We start from the raw sequence: 17569 nt of genomic DNA on the forward strand, positions 1-17569 counted from the left end.
AAAATCATGACAGACACAGCCGTAGGGAGTCAGACGCTCCTGGAGGTGCAGGGCCTCAAGACCTACTTTCCCCTGACCAGGGGCCTGGTCTTCCAGCGCAAGATTGGAGATATACGTGCAGTCGACGATGTCAGCTTCAGCATTGTGCGCGGGCAGACGCTGGGCCTGGTCGGCGAAAGTGGCTCGGGGAAGACGACCATCGCCAGAACCCTGGTACGCCTCTATAAGCCAACCGCAGGCCAGATCATCTTCGATGGGCAGAACCTGGCCAGCTTAGAGGGGGAAGAGCTACGCAAGGTGCGCCAGCGCATTCAGATGGTCTTTCAGGACCCCTATGCCTCGCTCAATCCACGCTTCACCATCGGCTCACTAATCGGGGAGCCAATGCACATCCACGGGGTCGCTGAGGGAAGAGATGTCCATGAGCGCGTCCTTGAACTGCTGCGCGTGGTGGGCCTGCGTCCAGAATACTATGACCGCTATCCCCATGAGTTCAGCGGTGGACAGCGCCAACGCATCGCCGTGGCACGCGCGCTGGCGATCAACCCCGATTTTATTATCGCCGACGAGCCAGTCTCGGCCCTGGATGTCTCTGTACGCGCCCAGGTGCTCAACCTCCTCCAAAGCCTACAGCGCCAGTTCTCCCTGACCTATCTCTTCGTCTCGCATGACCTGAGCGTGGTCCGACACGTTGCCGACCGCATCGCCGTCATGTACCTGGGCAAGATCGTTGAGATCTCGGATAGAGATGAACTCTACACGGCGCCTCAACATCCCTATACCCGGGCCTTGCTCTCAGCCGTGCCAATTCCCAGCCCCCAGATCGAGAAGCAGCGTAAGCGCATCATCCTTTCCGGCGACCTACCCAGCCCGATCAACATCCCCAAGGGTTGTCGCTTCCACACGCGCTGTCCCATGGCCCAGGATATCTGCCGCGAGGTAGAACCTGCCTTCGAAGCCAAAGAGGGGCGAGAACACTACGCCGCCTGCCACTTCTCCGAGCGGGTCGCCCAGTTAGGAACAAATTGAAATGAGAAGAGGTGCTTGTCAACGGCGTTGACAAGCACCTCTTCTCATTCCCACACCCTATGTAGGGGCCATGCAAGCATGGCCTTATACGCCTCAAGTGGTGTATTTGCGGAAAGAGTCCAAGCAGACCACCAACCAGGTACTCGTCACTAAATAATATGGTGGTGTCCATATTCTCACTCCTGCTTTTATTCGCAAATATCACGCTACGTTGAACCAGACATCGCCGGAGACGTTGGTGCGCTCGACGTGGACATTCCAGCAGCCGGGGGTAGGAAAGTTAAAGCCTGTGCCCCACTCAGCACCGGGACGATTCCAGCTTGACCCGCCATGCTCTTCAGGTCCCCAAACAGGATTCACACTTTTGCCATCGGGATTGTAGGCCCTCAGATGGATGTCGCCAGAGCCGGTCATACGCCAGACGATTTTGATTTCTTGTTTGGCTTTGATGGGCAGGCCACTAGTGGGGAAGAGCAAGGCCCAGAGCTCGGCGTTTGGCGTGGTCCCTCGTACTTCAGGAAGTTTTGTTGAGATAGGCGAGGGAGGCTGGCACTTCGTTGGAGGTGTAAAGGGGAGCAAGCTGGCCTGGCGGGGCGTTGGCGTAGCGGTCGGAGCCGCGTTGGAAGGGGCTGGAGTCGTGCTCGTGGAGAAGGTATTACCTGACGAGCAGGCCGAGAGGCAAAGCATGAGCAGGGCCAGAATGAGACCACACATGAGAAACTTGCGGTAATAGGGCATAGATAGGTTCTTCACTTTCTATAGAACACGATATCTGATACGGGTATAACATGGTAAACTGAAATGGAACTGAAAAGAGGGCCAGATAGGTATAGATGATCCATAGGCACATCGTGTGCTAGCATCCATAGATTCCCCACCTTAAATTATGGTACGCTGCATAGAGCATGTGTAATTTCTTCTTTTCCTTTTCGCTCACCTGGAGAGAAAGTGCAGAAAAGATATTCCTCAAGAACGCAGAAAAATGATAGATCGGTGAACGCAAATGTATGATCTTTGCATCCGGAATGCTCATATCGTCGATGGCACAGGCTTTCCAGCCATTCTAGGTGATATCGGCATCGTCGGCGAGCGTATCGTCGCGCTTGGTCCTCAGCTTGTTTCGGAGGCTCATCACGTGATTGACGCCGGAGGGCAGGTCGTCGCACCTGGCTTTATCGATGCACACACACATGATGACCTGGCGGTGCTGAGAGAGGGTGTGGTTCCGATGAAGGTCCAGCAGGGCATCACCACCGTTATAACCGGCAATTGTGGCTTCAGCCTGGCTCCTCTGGCTCCCACGCACGCGGACGCGGTGAAAAACTATTCGGCCCCTGTGCTGGGGGAGGACACGCACCCATGGAACTGGTATACAACGGAGGCTTTATTTGAGACGTTGCGCAATGTAGCGCTGGGGCAGCATATACGTCCCCTGTTTGGGCATGGCCCTGTGCGTGTGGCGGTCATGGGCTTTGAGCCGCGTGATGCTACGGAGCAGGAGATGACCACGCAGGAAGGGTTGGTGAGAGAAGCGATGGAGGCGGGCGCGGCCGGGATGTCCCTGGGTTTGATGTATGTGCCCGGCATGTATACGCCCACATCTGAGCTTATACGGCTTGCCTCTGTAGTGGGCCGTTATGGCGGCGTGGTGACCTCACATATGCGTGGCGAAGGTGACCAACTTCTAAGCTCCCTTACAGAGATGCTCACCATCGCTGAGCGCGCAGAGGTTGCGGTGCATATCAGCCACCTGAAGGTAACCGGGCGCAATAACTGGGGCAGTATTCAGCGGGCATTGAATCTTATTTCGGATGCACATACACGCGGTCTGGATGTGACCATCGATGTCTATCCATACAACGCAGGATCAACGCTGGGCACGCAACTTCTCCCACCCTGGTTGCAAGAAGGCGGCCTCGCAACAATGCTCAAGCGACTACGCGAGCCAGAGACGCAGCGCCAGGTCTGTCGTGATTTCGCGCGTGGTATTGAGGGCTGGGAGAACCAGGTTGGCGCGAACGGCTGGGATCGTGTGTTTGTCTCAGCGGTGCGCAAGGAGCGTTTGCGGTCGCTTGAGGGCTTGAACCTGGTCGAAGTAGCTGAAATCCTGGGTATGGCACCGGAAGAGGCCTTCTTTCACCTGATCGTAGAAGAGCAGGGGCAGATGACGATTCTCATCTTCCATATGGATGAACGTGATGTAGACGAGGTGGTGCGAGCACCCTTCTCGATGATTGGCTCGGATGGTTTGCCTCTTCGCTCGGGACGTCCTCACCCTAGACTGTATGGCACCTTTCCCCGTTTTTTTAAGCGCTACGTCCGCGAGACGCGGAGCCTGGCTTTGGAAGAGGCTGTACGCAAGGTGACGGCTCTGCCCGCGGAGCGTTTTCGTCTTGCGGATCGCGGTATGATTGCAGTGGGCAAGATCGCCGATCTCGTGATCTTTGATCCCGAAACCATTAGTGATCTCGCTACCTATGAGCAGCCCCGTGTATATCCTGAGGGGATTTCGGCCGTTATTGTCTCAGGTCAGATCGTTGTGCGAGAAAAGCAGCTCACGCCGCAGCGACCTGGACAGTTGATAGCGCCAGCTCATGGAGAAACATACGTCGTGGAATAGTATCAGGAAGGAGACGTGGATGTCGATGATTGGTCGCTCTCTCACAGAGGTGGATACACCAGCTTTGCTTGTCGACCTTGCGCGATTAGAGAAGAATATCCGCCGCTATGCCGATAGCGCCGCGAAGGCCAGGGTACGTTTGCGGCCCCATATCAAGACGCATAAAACGTTAGAAATCGCAAAGATGCAACTACAAGCGGGGGCGGGAGGAATTACCGCGGCCAAATTAGGCGAGGCAGAAGTCTTCGCCGAGGCAGGCATCGAGGATATCTTTGTCGCATACCCCATCATTGGACCTGAAAAAGCGCTGCGCGCGGCGCGACTGGCTCAACATTGTCGCCTGATTGTGGGTGTTGAGAGCGAGAAAGGAGTGCAACAACTCTCTGAGGCCGCCAGTCAGATTGGTTCCACGCTCCTGGTACGCGTAGAGATCGACTCAGGCCTGGGTCGTACGGGAGTGGGGCAGGAGGCCGCAGGAAAGCTGTGTCGCCAGGTGCTGGATGCTCCAGGTTTAAGCCTGGATGGCATTTTTACCTTTCGCGGAGCCTCTTTCCCCGAGGCGTCCAGTAGAGATCCACAGATCTTAGGCCGGCTGGAGGGAGAGATGATGGTTGCGATCGCTGAACGGCTGCGTCGTGCTGGTATCCCGATTCAAGAGATCAGTGTGGGTTCAACGCCAACCGCGACATCGGCCGCCGAGGTACCAGGCATAACCGAGGTGCGTCCGGGAACCTACGTCTTTTTTGACCGCATGACCACGCAAGTGGGAACGAGCGCACCAGATGAGCTCGCGCTCTCCATTCTGGCAACAGTGGTTAGCCGTCCGGCACCCGACCTGGCGATCATCGATGCCGGGTCAAAAACCTTTTGTGGCGATGTCATCCCCGCCAATGTAGGCTTAGAGGGATATGGCGCCACAATAGACGGTCAGAACGGGGTGGTGATTCGTATGAACGAGGAGCACGGAACAGTACGCCTTGCTCCAGGTTTTAGCCCTGAAATTGGCGACAAACTATTGTTTTTCCCAAATCACGTTTGTACGACGGTCAATCTGTCGGATGAAGTCCTTGTGACACATGGAGAGGTTGTCAAGGCTATTTGGCGCGTTGCGGCACGTGGGCGAAGGCAGTAACAAAAACACTGGTTTCCACTCCCGCCTGAAAAGAAGGCAACATTGAAGGGTACCCTTTGGAGAGACCGTCTTACAGAGAACGGCCCAGAAAGCCCCGCTCTTTCTAAGGCGGGGATGAATGGGCGTTCCTTTCGGGCTGGGTGGGTGGAGAGGAAGCATCGCTCTTCTTTCGCACTGTGTTCTCCACAGGATGAAGAAAGGTCATCGTCTTCTCTTGTCTCACGCTTGCGCGCGAAGCTCATGGAAGTCAGAGCGCCGGATATGGTATCCTCCTCTTCGACCTCACGTAAGAGCACGGAGTTGCTTCTCACGAAGCCATTTCCGAACGGTACGTCGTCGAGTGACCGGAAGAAGCCTGCCCAACTGGAATAGCTGTGTAGGCATGTGAACGTGGAGAAAGACACCAGGGGCGGGCAGCAGTCCCCTCACTTTCTTGAAGAGATACTCTGCATTGGAAGGCAACGCACGTCATGAAGCGAACAAAAACACCGACCTTTCTTCTCGAGCTCCCTCTCCAGGTCGATTGGAGCCAGGAACGCCAGGTACGTGCGCACCTGGAAGCGGCTCGGTGCCTCTACAACGCTCTGCTTGCTGAAGCCATGAAGCGGCTCCGATGCATGCGCAATGATCCGGCATGGAACAAGGCGCGGGCTCTCCCTCACTCAAAAAAGCAGGAACGCGCACAAGCGTTCTCTGCCCTACGCAAGAAGTATCACTTCTCGGAATACGAGCTGCACGAGTATGCCAAGCTTGCCCGTGTTTCCTGGATCGTCGACCACATTGAGAGCACGATGGCTCAAACCCTTGCGACTCGCGCCTATCAGGCGGTCAATCGGGTCTGTGTTGGGAAAGCCAAACGCGTACGCTTCCGCAGCAAGGGACGTGGCATCGATAGCGTGGAGGGCAAACGCAACGATGTCGGCATGCGCTTCGTGCTGGACCCCAATGCGGGCGATGGCGGCTTCCTGATCTGGAACAAAGAGGTCATCCCAGCCATCATCGACTGGCGAGACCCAGTGGTGCAGCATGGCATGCGCCACCCCATCAAGTATGTGCGCCTGGTTCGCCGCAAAGCTTCCTCACCACAGGCACAGGGAGCCGATAAAGACAGCAATCGTTATTACGTGCAACTGGTTTTAGAGGGCCATGCCTTCGTCAAACCGAAGCATGAGGAGGGAGGCAAAGACACGATTGGCCTGGATATTGGCCCATCGACCCTCGCTCTTGTCCCTCGTCGAGCAAAGGCGGACCTGGTCACGTTCTGCCAGGAGCTTTCCCCCAATGCCAGCAAAAAACGCCGGTTGCAGCGCAAGATGGAGCGGCAAAGACGCGCCAATAATCCCGACAATTACGACGAAAAGGGACGTGTAAAAAAAGGTCGCCGAACCTGGAAAGAGAGTAAGCGATACCAGGCGAGCAGACGACAACACGCCACGACCGAAAGAAGGCTGGCTGCTCACCGCAAGAGTCTGCATGGCAATCTGGCTCATCGCATCGCTTCGGTGGGGAACACGATCACCATAGAGAAAACATCGTTCAAAGGATGGCAGAAGCAGTATGGTCGGAGCATCGGACTTCGTGCCCCAGGGATCTTTCTAGCGCATTTGACTCGCATAGTTGCAAAAACTGGCGGCACCCTGCACGAAGTTTCAGCCTACCAGACCAGACTGTCTCAATATTGCCAGAAGTCGGGGCAGTATCACAAGAAGCCACGATCTGAGCGTTGGCATCGTTGTGAGTGCGGGTTGGGACCAGTGCAGCGTGATCTGTATTCGGCCTTCCTGATTGCCCACCTGGAACCTGAGCAAACAACACCCTCCATCACCCAGCACGTCTGGGAAGGTGCGGAGCCGCGCCTGCAAGCCGTGATGGAGGAGCTTCAACAACGTGCGAATGAGGGGCAGCCCTTGCCCCGAAGCATGGGCTTAGTGGCTCGACGCAAAAGCGGAGCTGCCCGTGCCGGAGCGCGTCGGCTGAAAAGTCCTGCCTATCTCCACCAAGAGCCGGTTTCTCCTTCGGGAGAGGCCGGAAACGGTGGGTGAGGAACAGGAACCTCCGTGCATGTATGCCGGAGAGGCCTCAGTTGCCTGCTTATCTCTATTTATAGCAAGAACTAGGAAAGGAAGCATACGATGTCTTTTGAAGAACGAGTAAAAGAATTAGGTCTCACCATGCCGGAACTGCCTAAGCCGGCCTTTAGCTATGTTCCCGCCGTTCAGGTGGGCAAACTTGTTTTTGCCTCTGGTCAGACCCCGACTGTGGCGGGAAAGTTGACAATACAAGGCAAATTGGGGCGCGAGGTCTCGATTGAGCAGGGACAGGAGGCAGCCCGCCAGGCGGTGCTCAACTGCCTGGCCGAGGTACGTGGCTTGACGGGTTCGCTGGATGCTATAGTGCGCATTGTCAAGCTGAATGGGTATGTCGCCTCGGCGGAGGGCTTTACGGAACAGCCACGCGTCATCAACGGTGCCTCTACCCTTCTTGAAGAAATCTTTGGGAAGACGGGAAAACATGCCCGTGCGGCTCTTGGCGTCGCGGAACTACCTGCTGGCGCCCCAGTCGAAGTGGAAATGGTCGTCGAGGTCCGCTAATACCTGGTGGGTTGGGCGCTCTCTAAATGTGAGTACGCACGCTCAAGCTTTTCTTGAGCGTGCGTACTCACGCTAGGCAATTGTTATTCATCACAATATATGACACTATTTCTTTCAAAAATCACCTCGCCTTATCAGGCTTTAGGGCAACCTGATATAGTTGCATACCTGGCCAGTACCTTTGCGGCTAGTGATAACAACTTGAGTAGGTTCTTGAGAGAAAATACATCGAAACCTCACAAGCAACTATGCTACAATAAAAGCTCTACAAAGCGCATTCTGAGAGGACATGGTGCTTTCTTTTCCCAACAAAAGGCAGCTACGTGGAGAATAATCTTGACTACAACTAGTAATGGCACGCAGAATACAGCACAGAAACTGTCTCTCTGGGCTGATATTCTACTTACCCGTGCCAACAATGGCCTGCATTTTGCCTCCAACATCTACGACCAGGAACACTACCACAAGGTACGCGAGGTTGCGCTAGAACTGCTGGCACTTGCCTCCGCAAAATCGGTAGAAGATTTTGAGCCATTACACGCTGACCTTTTCGCGCATCGCGCGCCCATTCCGGTGAGTGACGCCGCGATTATCGATGAGCAAGGGCGCATTCTACTGATTCGTCGGGCCGATAATTTGCGCTGGGCTATACCGGGTGGTGGATTAGATGTGGGAGAAACTCCGGCTCAGGGTGCGGTTCGCGAGGCACTGGAGGAAACTGGTCTGGCCTGCGAGCCTGTCGCCCTGGTCGGAGTACATGACTCTCGTCTCTGCGGCACAGTATCAAATGCTCAACTCTACCACTTCCTCTTTCTCTGTCGTCTCAAACCCGGCGTTGAGCGCGTTGATCCTCCCTCGCACTCCAATGAGATAAAAGAAATGGGCTGGTTCGCCGAGGATGTTTTGCCTGATGATCTTGATCCGGGTCATGCGGCGCGTATCCCGGAAGCGTTTCGCGTCTGGCATGGTGACTCCCAGGCATATTTTGATGCTCACGGCTCGTAAAATAAATCACTTTGCATCTGCTCCCCCCTCAATAGAATGGAACGATCCCTGAGCTGAGGTAGACCAATAACGATGTTTCCTGAGAAATCGCAAGAAAGGAGAAGTTTTGCCTCTCCACCTCTGCTATACTGATTGTCTGTGCGGAAAGAGCGGAAACGTCAGGGCGAAGGATTGCTGGCATCAAGGCACAAACACCTCCTGGTTGCAAGCTACGGCCATCACTATTCTAGCAATATAAGAGGGAGCTTCTATGACCATATCTCAAGAATATATTGAAATTCGTGGCGCACGCGAGAACAACCTCCAAGAGGTCTCGTTACGGCTACCCAAGCGCAAAATCATCATCTTTACCGGTGTGTCTGGCTCAGGAAAATCATCCGTGGTATTTGACACCATTGCTCAAGAAGCGCAACGACTCTTATTTGAGAATTTTAGTATGTTCATTCGCAACTTTCTGCCGCGCTATCCCCTCCCGGACGCCGATGCGATTGAGAATCTGAGCATGGCCGTGATTGTGGACCAGAAACGCCTGGGGGGTGGATCGCACTCGACAGTAGGAACGGTCACCGACATTGCGCCTGTGTTGCGCCTGCTCTTTTCGCGCATCGGTACACCACACGTTGGCTATGCCAATGCGTTTTCCTTCAACGACCCTCAAGGCATGTGCCTGGAGTGTAACGGTCTTGGCCGCAAGATAGGCGTGGACCCGGAGGCGCTCATTGACACAACCAGGTCATTGAATGAGGGTGCTGTCATCGCCCCGGGATTGGCTAGCTGGGAGCGCGATCTCTATATTCGCTCTGGCTTATTTGACAATGACAAGAAACTGGCCAATTACACGGCTGAAGAAATGGACCTGCTACTCAAAAGCGAGCCGAGGAAGTATAAGCTGGACATTGGCAACAAGGAGATGAATGCGACATACGAAGGCTTAATTTTCAAATTTAACCGTAAATTTATTAAAAGAGATATTCAAACCCTCTCCGAGCGCACCCGGCAGCAGGTTGAGCCTTTCTTGAAACTTGGTCCTTGCCCGCTTTGTAAGGGTGCCCGTCTCAATCAAGCGGCACTGAGTTGCAAGATCAATGGGTATACGATTGCCGAGTGCTCAGCGATGGAGATTGGTGAGCTGGTAGGAGTGATACAGACCATCGAAGAGCCGGAGGCAGCACCTGTCATCCGAACGCTAACGCAACGGTTGCAGCACCTGGTGGATATTGGTCTGGAGTATCTGAGCCTGGATCGCCCAACTGACACTCTCTCTGGCGGTGAATCACAGCGTGTGAAGATGGTCAAGCACCTCAACGGGAGCCTGGCGGATGTCATGTATATTTTTGACGAACCCAGTGTCGGCTTACACCCACGCGATGTTCACCGTTTGAACGAGCAACTGGAGAACTTACGAGATAAAGGCAATACGGTGATCGTGGTAGAGCATGACCCCGATGTCATGAAAATCGCGGATTACCTTGTGGATATGGGACCGCGCGCTGGGAGCGAAGGTGGTCAGGTAGTGTATGATGGCGACTTTGCTGGCCTGCTCAAAGCAGACACGCTCACTGGCAACCATTTGCAGTTTCAAAGGCCGCTCAAGGAGACGTTCCGGCAACCCCGTGGAACTCTACCGATTGTCCACGCCAGAGCGAATAATCTGAAGGATGTCAGTGTAGATATTCCCGCCGGCATCTTAACGGTCGTTACTGGCGTGGCTGGTTCGGGCAAGAGTTCGTTGATCAATGAGGCATTCCTCCGCCAGCATCCTGAGGCCGTGGTGATTGACCAATCACCAGTAGGCATCTCCAGCCGCTCCAATCCGGCTACCTATACCGGCATCATGGATGATGTGCGCAAAGCCTTTGCGGCGGTCAACCGCGTTGACGCTGGTCTGTTCAGTTTCAACTCGAAGGGAGCCTGCCCCAATTGCAAAGGACTCGGTGTTACCTACAACGATCTGGGCTTTCTTGAGGGGGTCAAACTTCCCTGCGAGGTGTGTGGCGGGAAGCGCTTTAAGGACGAAGTGCTGGGCTATACCTTCAATGGGAAATCCATTACGGATGTCCTGGGCATGACCATCCAGCAGGCACTCGCGTTTTTCACAATCAAAGATGTGCAGTCAAAGCTCCAGGCGATGAGCGATGTTGGATTAGACTATCTGACCCTCGGTCAGCCCTTGAGCACCCTCTCTGGCGGCGAATGCCAGCGATTGAAGTTGGCCAGCGAACTCCATAAGCAAGGCAGTATCTACGTTATGGATGAGCCAACGACCGGGCTGCACTTATCGGATATTGGGCACCTGCTTACCATTATGAACCGGCTGGTCGATGGTGGCAATACCGTAATTGTGATTGAACACCATCTGGATGTGATTCGCAATGCCGATTGGATCATTGACATGGGTCCTGAGGGTGGCAATAAGGGAGGCTCAGTCATCTTCGAGGGCACGCCACGAGATTTGCTCGATGCGACGCATTCGCTGACAAGCCAGTATTTGCGCTAGCTAGAAGGAAGCGTTGGTGATCGGGTCAGCATCATACTGCCCATAGAGAGAGGGAGAGCGCCATTGCCCTCCCTCTCGGTCCTTCCTCTCTACGCCTGGTTTGCCAGAGGGCCCACATCCCGTCGGAGTGCTCGGGCAAGAAGGCGAGGATCTCGCGTCCATGGCAACACCCTCTCCACACCAGGGAAAAGGCTGCGGCTGCTGGTTTTCATCACAAAGGTGACAACGGTCGCGCAATCATCCCAGCCCGGTACCCGCTCCCCACGCTCAAACCATTCGTCCGGGCCAGCATGAGCAGGCCTGACTCAAACACACAGGTATTATTATATTGAAGGACAGGATTCTTCTCCTACAAACAGGCAAAAACTTGTATAGTGAAGTATATCTCTCAGAGCAGGCAGCCAACCGTCTATTTTATTACCAACTTCAGCCAGGGGAAGAAGCCTCGCGCCTCATGTGTTATAGAGAAGTAAGCAGTCAAGCTTATAGTAGAAGTGAGGCCTTCAGCCGTTCCATCTATACCATACAGGAGGTCTAGCATGCGAGCAGATATCGTTCCCGGTGCGCAATTTCCCGACTATGAACTGACCGATCACACCAGAACCCGGCGTAAGCTTAGTGAGCTACAGGGCATTGACCCGATGATCCTGATTCTCTCACGTGGACACTACTGTCCCAAAGATCATCAGCAACACCTGGAGCTGGCCGCGTTCTATCCCAAAATAGCCGTCGCTTATACACAGATCGTGACTATCTCGACGGATAATATTCTGGAGTCAAACGAATTTCGCAGCGCAGTGGGGGCGCAATGGACCTTCCTCTCCGATTCAGGTCGCAAGATTCAGCAAGACCTGGATATCCAGGAATACACCGATCCCCACCATAATCCAATGATCCCGCATACCATCGTACTAGAGCCAGGGCTGATTATCTACAAGATCTACAATGGCTACTGGTTCTGGGGCCGCCCGTCACCTGACGATCTCCGTCAAGACTTACGCGCTATTATGCAGAAGACGCGCCCTGACTGGGATCTCGCTAAACCCGGGCTCCGCGAGAACTGGGAGGGCGACAAGACCTTACATTATCCCTACAAGGCAGCCAGGCAGTAATCTTGTGGACAAAGAGTATGCCGCCCCTGGCTTCGCCAGGGGCGGCATACTCTTTTATTTCAGCAGGAGAAACGTTAAAGGATAGAGCAAAGTATTGGAGTGAGACAACGCAAGAGGAACGACGCGATACGGTAGGAGGATTGCTTATGGGAGAAGGACTCATCTACGACCTGGAACGGCAAACAATTGTAGGGCTCTCCCAAAACCCAACGTCTTGCCCATATTGGCCTTAGTGCTACGTTCCTTAAATGCGATAAGAAAAAAGTAGTCGACGGCGACGGGGTGACAGAGGAGGTCATCCCCAGATCCAGGGCTTGGCACACGCATTGTGACCAGCGAGAAGAGGCATTCCTTTTGCGAGATGAGGAAATGCCATTGCGGCAGGTTGCTAAGCGATTTGGGATGAATCCAGAATCGCTGAGGCGACTGGTCAAGCGGCATAAACACGCATAAAAAAACACCGACACTGTGAAGTGTCGGCGTATCCCACTAGGGATACTCAGACGGAACCAACAGGTTCTGAACCACCGATCGCATCTGTCCTTGATCCCCTTTGAGAAGTTGTTTTCTGATCGCAATGATATTCTGATCTCTACACCGAAATCGAGTGCTGATTATGCCCACTCTAATGATACCTTTAACCAGGCGCTCGATAATCCAGCCATTATTTCCTTTGCTCAGCAACACCCGAACCATTTCGACGACGGAATGTCTTCGTCAGTGAAAGTGTGCTTGATAACAAGTATGAACTGCAACCCACCTTCGACTCGAAACCCAGATGATCCATCTGATCGGACCAGGACCTCCAGAAACTCTCAGAGAGAAGAGAGACGAACGCGTAAACACAGGTATTGTCAACTTAAAAAATCCTGTTGTTGAGCTTTCACCATTGGCTCCCCACTGCGGAAGATTTTGTAGAAAATGTTCCCTGAAAATAGCGAAGCTTCACCACTTTTCCCTTATTTCTCTACTATAATCTCTACAATTTTCCTTAAGTTGACAATACCATCTATATGACGAATTCGATCCTGTCAATGAGAACGGTAACCTTGCGCTTCCACCAGGAGTTCGCGAACGCGGGGGACCACTTGTGTGCCGTAAAGCTCTATGGCAGTCATAAGGGATTGCTGCGAGAGACCTATCATCCCGTACTTCAGGTCGAAGCGGGCCGCGCCGAGAGCGGGGAGATTGGCCGCGATTTTCTGGGCAACGGTCTCTGGCGACCCCACATAGAGCGCTCCCTCTGGCCCAATATCATGAAGAAAGCCTTCCCTGGTCGGGATGGCGAAGCCGCGGATCTTGCTCATCCTGCGGACGGCCTCCTGCCAACGCGGCCAGAACTCTTCGCGAGCCTCCTCGTCGGTCGCGGCGACATGACCCGGCGCGTGTATGCCCACCGGCAACGGAGGGCGCCCGAAACGCTCCAGGGCTTGCTGGAACAGTTGTGAGAAAGGCGCGAAGCGTAGCGGGGACCCGCCGATGATAGCGAGCATCAGCGAGAAGCCATGGCGTGCGGCGCGGATGACCGACTGAGGGCTTCCGCCAACACCGATCCACACGGGAAACGGTCTGAATTCCACGTGCGGTACCACATCCTGGTTGTGGAGCGACGCGCGGGTCTTGCCCTGCCAGGTGATGGGACTGCCCTTGACAAGCTCAGCGAAAAGGCTGGTCTTCTCCTCGAAGAGCTCATCGTAGTCGGCAAGATCGTAGCCGAAGAGAGGGAACGAATCGATGCTGGAGCCTCGTCCAAGGATGACCTCTGCCCGACCGGCGGAGATAGCGTTGAGTGTGGAGTAGCGCTGAAATACCCGGACCGGATCGTCCGAGCTCAAGACCGTGACGGCCGACCCGAGATGGATGCGGGAGGTGCGTGCAGCGATCGCGCCAAGCACCACGTCGGCAGCCGACAGCGGGTAGTCACCGGTATGGTGTTCGCCAATCCCGAAGAAATCCACGCCGGCCTGGTCGGCAAGGACCCCCTGTTCAACGATGTCGCGGATGTTCTGAGCGTGCGAGAGTGGGCGGTCATCCTCGTTGTGTGCGATATCGCCGAAGGTGTCAAGGCCCAGGATAAGTGGAAACTGTACGGATGCAGCACTGGATGGTGTTGTTGTCATGTCTATGCTCTCTTTCTGATATGGGGTCTAAGCGAGTCGGTGCTGGCCTACGATGCCTCGGCGCGGACCGCAAGCTCAAATTCAGTTCGGTGTAACGACGCGCCGAAGACAGGGCTCCCTTGGCTTCGCACCCAGAATCCCTCGAAGCTCGGCTGTCGTATCGAGCAGGGAACGCCAGGTCACCAGCTCCCGAGCCGTCAGACGCTGCAGCATTACCGCACCAGCAGCCATTTCATCGTCAAGCATGTCGCAGACCTCCTCATTGGGCGCCGGGCGCCTTCATCGGATCCCTACTACTATTAACATGCCATACTTATGGCATGTTAATAGTAGTAGGGATAACACAGGTTAAGCAGGGCTGTGCTAGATGGGTCTAGAAGCCAAGGTTCTCATTGACCAGAATGACAGAAATGCGTCCAGGGAAAATTTCCCGATTGACGATCAGCAGTTTGTTCACCGCGCTATTGACGTCATAGGCATTGAGAGCCCGCTCGTCTTCAAGTGGCAGTGTGTATTCATGAATGCGGCGGATGCCCTCGTTGAGGTTCGCAACCAGCTTCTGTGTACCGACCACGTAGATAACCTTCGCGGCGCCAGACACACCAGGCCCTATTTGGCTTCCGCTCATTGAAGCAATCATCAACTGGCCCTGCTCTGTGACTGCGTGTACACTGGCGACAAGTACATCAGGCGCGGCACCCAGCTGACGTTTGGCACGCTCCTGTCCCTCTTGATCGAGCCCAATCAGGCGATTGCGCACGACATCATAGCGACCGGATGACTCAATCTCAGTAGCAACTCCAATCTGGTCAAGTGTACGAGATGTCGCATTGAAAACCTCAGCGCCATTGGGGATCAGCTCGAAAACCTTCTTGCGTGCCTCCTCAGCGTTAGCGACCACGAAGGTCCGCATACCATTGGCGGTGAGGGCCTCGGCGGTTTTCGCCACGCGCTCCAGAGGTGCAAGATAACGAAATTCCGTATTCGGTACCAATTGAGATTTGCCCATGTCTATAACTCCTTTACCGATCTGGAGCAAAGGGCCTTCCTACGAAGAAAGTTTCTCTTTGCTCTTGACTTTCTTTCTCTAGAACTCTCATCGGAGATACAGTTTTTTGTCAAATTCGTTTATAGTTAAACGAATTTGACAAAAAAAATTAGTCGGGTCCAAGATTCCGATTCAGGGTGAATAACAACTGATGGAGGTCACGTTGATCTTCAGGCGTGGCGAACGCCATATACTCAGCAACCAACTTCTCCTGTTCTGGGACCACCTGTGCGGCCAGCGCACTGCCACGTTCTGTCAAAGAGACCACATGCATGCGGCCATCCTCCGGGTCAGACCGTCGCTGGACTAAATCGCGACACTCCAAACGGTTGAGTAGCCCGACAATATTTCCTTTCGTTACAAACAGCAGGTCGGCCAACCGTTGCTGTGAGATGTCAGGAAACGCCTGAAGATGAGCCAGCACCGCGAATTGTGCAGGTGTGAGGTCATAGTGTTCCAGATGCTTTGTAAGGTGTTTTTCAACCTTAAACCTGACGCGGTTAAGGTGCAGCCATGTCCGTACACCAAGGTTGAGTTCATGCTTCATGCATCGCCCCCTGTCTTTGATAGTTGAAGTATAAACTAATTTGACACTCCTGTCAAGGAGGAGGAAGCATGGGTAAGCAAGACGCATGTAGAGAAATAAGGGAAAAGTGGTGACGCTTCCCTGTTTTCAGGGGACGTTTTCTACAAAATCATCCGCAAAATGGGGAGCCAATGGTGAAAGCTCAACAACAGAATTTTTTAAGTTGACAATACCTGTAAAAGTGGGAAAAATCATCCCAGGAAAATTGCTCATCTGGTTCCATAACATTTTCCCTTTTATACTTCCTCTCAGCCGGTTGGTCCTCTGATTATCCAGGAGAAGGGAGATACATACTAGAATGAGTGTTCGTGTCAGGATGCGTGTGCCTCTACATGATTATCACATGCGTCCTCCTTCCTGGGGAACAGAGGGCTCTCTTGAAAGTCATACAAAAATCGTTCCTCCTGAGTACCAACAGACGTTGAGACTTTGCAGACTACAGCGGCGTCCAGAAGGATTGCGCTCCAGTGAGCGTTGCTGAATGATGTTCCGCCATCGTCTCCTCATCAGCATGGACAGATCGCGGTTCTGGTCGAGGGAGGGCAACGATCTCGGTCACTGATCGTTGCGTTCAACGTGCCTGAGAAGCACCTGGTGCGTTTGGACCGCCCATGCCGTTTGTGGATTGAGGCGCAATACCTGTTCGCAGGCATGAAGCGCTTCCTGAGAACGCCCGCTTTGCACCAGTAGCTTGCCTTGAGCGATGTATGCAGGCAAGTAGTCCGGATCGAGCTGGAGCGTCTGTTCAAACGCCCCGAGTGCTTCCTGGATGCGTCCAAGACGAAGCAGGGCAAGACCTTGGTAGTAATGAAGCATGGCATCGTCAGGATTGCGACGGAAGATCTGATCAAAGACGGCAAGCGCCTCGCAGTAGCGCTCGGCTTCGAAGAAGAGAGCCCCTTTCTCATAGAATAGCGAGAGATCTTCGGGTGTAAGATGGATAAGCTGACCGAAGATAATCAAAGCTTCTTCATACCGTCCCAACGCTTGCAACGCTTGACCTTTTTTGCGGTGAGCAAAGAGATTATCAGGTTGCAAGCGTAGCACCTGTTTAAAAGCTTCCAGGGCCTCTTCGTACCGATGGCGATCCAAGCTCCAGGGACGATGGGTGCCGTACGGATTGAGAACATGCCGATTGAGCGCATAAAACTGCTTGGACGCCCAGGCGGCCTCGTTCAGATCTGTTTCCTCTTCTTGCTTGCGCCGTGCTGCAAGGCGTCGTAACCCTTGAAGAAGGAGACTATGGCCACGGGCTCGTGCGATCCGGAGGGCCTCCCATTCGTTGGGTTCTGGTTCCTGCTGGTGCTCATCTTCTTGGGCCTCGTCCTCCTCGATCTCGTGTCCCGTTTTTTTCAGGTAGACTTTCCCGGCAACATATGCACTTCCTTCAAAATCTGGAAGCCATCTGGGGCGAAACCAGGTGGGGATATCTGCTAATCCCTTTGCTGGCTTTGAATGCGCGTGAATCAAAGGGAGAAGGTTTGCTGAAGCGTGGGATGCCAGGGTGTAGGCATCGTTTCCCTGCATGATGATCCAGGACAGAAAGTAGTGCCAGCTATCGTCTCCCCAGGTGTAATGCCGATTGAGCAGCAGTTGTCGCAGGGATTGGGATGGGAACAGATCGTTGGATAAGGAACGGAAGCGTTGGTCAAAGGCTCGAATCTGCTCAGGCGAAAGGGCATGCAGCCCATAAGCGAGCCGCTGCGTTTGCTCCTGTTGAGTTGTAGCTTGTCTGGTTTGCTCAATCACTGCCCAAAAGGGCTGTTCCTCCATCGGAAAAGGTGCGTTCATAGGCATTGCTCCTTGAAGGATATTCACCTTCCTGGTCG

The 17569-nt window shown here is 54.0% G+C and carries 14 protein-coding genes; 9 read left to right on the forward strand and 5 right to left on the reverse strand.

The window, feature by feature from the left end; all coding sequences use genetic code 11:
* Positions 1-6 precede the first annotated feature (6 nt).
* On the forward strand, positions 7-1029 hold the full coding sequence (locus KRAC_RS10025; protein ID WP_007906622.1) for an ABC transporter ATP-binding protein: 1023 nt from the start codon (positions 7-9) through the stop codon (positions 1027-1029).
* Between the two features lie 201 nt (positions 1030-1230).
* Here KRAC_RS10025 and KRAC_RS10030 read toward each other — a convergent pair whose 3' ends face one another.
* Positions 1231-1767 carry a hypothetical protein gene (locus KRAC_RS10030; RefSeq protein WP_007906624.1) on the reverse strand — a complete coding sequence of 179 codons (537 nt, stop codon included), beginning with the start codon at positions 1765-1767 and terminating at the stop codon, positions 1231-1233.
* A gap of 265 nt (positions 1768-2032) precedes the next feature.
* Between KRAC_RS10030 and KRAC_RS10035 the strand changes: the two genes are divergently transcribed.
* The 7 genes from KRAC_RS10035 (at position 2033) to KRAC_RS10065 (ending at position 11986) form a co-directional block, all read left to right on the forward strand.
* Entirely contained in the window at positions 2033-3649 is a 1617-nt protein-coding gene (locus KRAC_RS10035) for an N-acyl-D-amino-acid deacylase family protein (protein WP_007906626.1), read from the forward strand.
* A gap of 25 nt (positions 3650-3674) precedes the next feature.
* Entirely contained in the window at positions 3675-4781 is a 1107-nt protein-coding gene (locus tag KRAC_RS10040; RefSeq protein ID WP_040443247.1) for an alanine racemase, read from the forward strand.
* Between the two features lie 470 nt (positions 4782-5251).
* Positions 5252-6823: a hypothetical protein gene (locus KRAC_RS10045; protein ID WP_007906632.1), complete on the forward strand. Its 1572-nt coding sequence runs from the start codon at positions 5252-5254 to the stop codon at positions 6821-6823.
* Positions 6824-6913: 90 nt separating this feature from the next.
* Positions 6914-7372, forward strand: a complete 459-nt coding sequence (locus tag KRAC_RS10050) for a RidA family protein (protein WP_007906633.1) — start codon at positions 6914-6916, stop codon at positions 7370-7372.
* Between the two features lie 336 nt (positions 7373-7708).
* Positions 7709-8377, forward strand: coding sequence for an NUDIX hydrolase N-terminal domain-containing protein (locus KRAC_RS69045; protein ID WP_052568118.1), 669 nt, complete (start codon positions 7709-7711; stop codon positions 8375-8377).
* Positions 8378-8627: 250 nt separating this feature from the next.
* On the forward strand, positions 8628-10874 hold the full coding sequence (locus KRAC_RS10060) for an ATP-binding cassette domain-containing protein (RefSeq protein ID WP_007906635.1): 2247 nt from the start codon (positions 8628-8630) through the stop codon (positions 10872-10874).
* Between the two features lie 539 nt (positions 10875-11413).
* Positions 11414-11986, forward strand: coding sequence for a peroxiredoxin family protein (locus KRAC_RS10065; RefSeq protein WP_007906636.1), 573 nt, complete (start codon positions 11414-11416; stop codon positions 11984-11986).
* A gap of 1031 nt (positions 11987-13017) precedes the next feature.
* On the opposite strand, the gene KRAC_RS10070 is transcribed toward KRAC_RS10065, so the two are convergent.
* Positions 13018-14034 (reverse strand): LLM class flavin-dependent oxidoreductase, encoded by a 1017-nt coding sequence (locus tag KRAC_RS10070; RefSeq protein ID WP_244422113.1) that lies wholly within the window; start codon positions 14032-14034, stop codon positions 13018-13020.
* Between KRAC_RS10070 and KRAC_RS75730 the strand changes: the two genes are divergently transcribed.
* Entirely contained in the window at positions 13915-14409 is a 495-nt protein-coding gene (locus KRAC_RS75730) for a hypothetical protein (protein WP_244422149.1), read from the forward strand. The two genes, KRAC_RS10070 and KRAC_RS75730, sit on opposite strands and share 120 nt — an antisense overlap.
* Positions 14410-14479: 70 nt before the next feature.
* Here the strand turns inward: KRAC_RS75730 and KRAC_RS10075 are convergent, their stop codons facing one another.
* The 3 genes from KRAC_RS10075 to KRAC_RS10085 all read right to left on the reverse strand — a co-directional run bounded on the left by KRAC_RS10075 (position 14480) and on the right by KRAC_RS10085 (position 17531).
* Positions 14480-15115 carry an LUD domain-containing protein gene (locus KRAC_RS10075; protein WP_007906644.1) on the reverse strand — a complete coding sequence of 212 codons (636 nt, stop codon included), beginning with the start codon at positions 15113-15115 and terminating at the stop codon, positions 14480-14482.
* A 148-nt stretch (positions 15116-15263) separates the two neighbouring features.
* Positions 15264-15701, reverse strand: a complete 438-nt coding sequence (locus tag KRAC_RS10080) for a MarR family winged helix-turn-helix transcriptional regulator (RefSeq protein ID WP_007906648.1) — start codon at positions 15699-15701, stop codon at positions 15264-15266.
* Positions 15702-16295: 594 nt separating this feature from the next.
* Positions 16296-17531 (reverse strand): tetratricopeptide repeat protein, encoded by a 1236-nt coding sequence (locus KRAC_RS10085; RefSeq protein ID WP_007906650.1) that lies wholly within the window; start codon positions 17529-17531, stop codon positions 16296-16298.
* Positions 17532-17569 lie beyond the last annotated feature (38 nt).

It is taken from the genome of Ktedonobacter racemifer DSM 44963, assembly GCF_000178855.1.
Classification (GTDB): domain Bacteria; phylum Chloroflexota; class Ktedonobacteria; order Ktedonobacterales; family Ktedonobacteraceae; genus Ktedonobacter; species Ktedonobacter racemifer.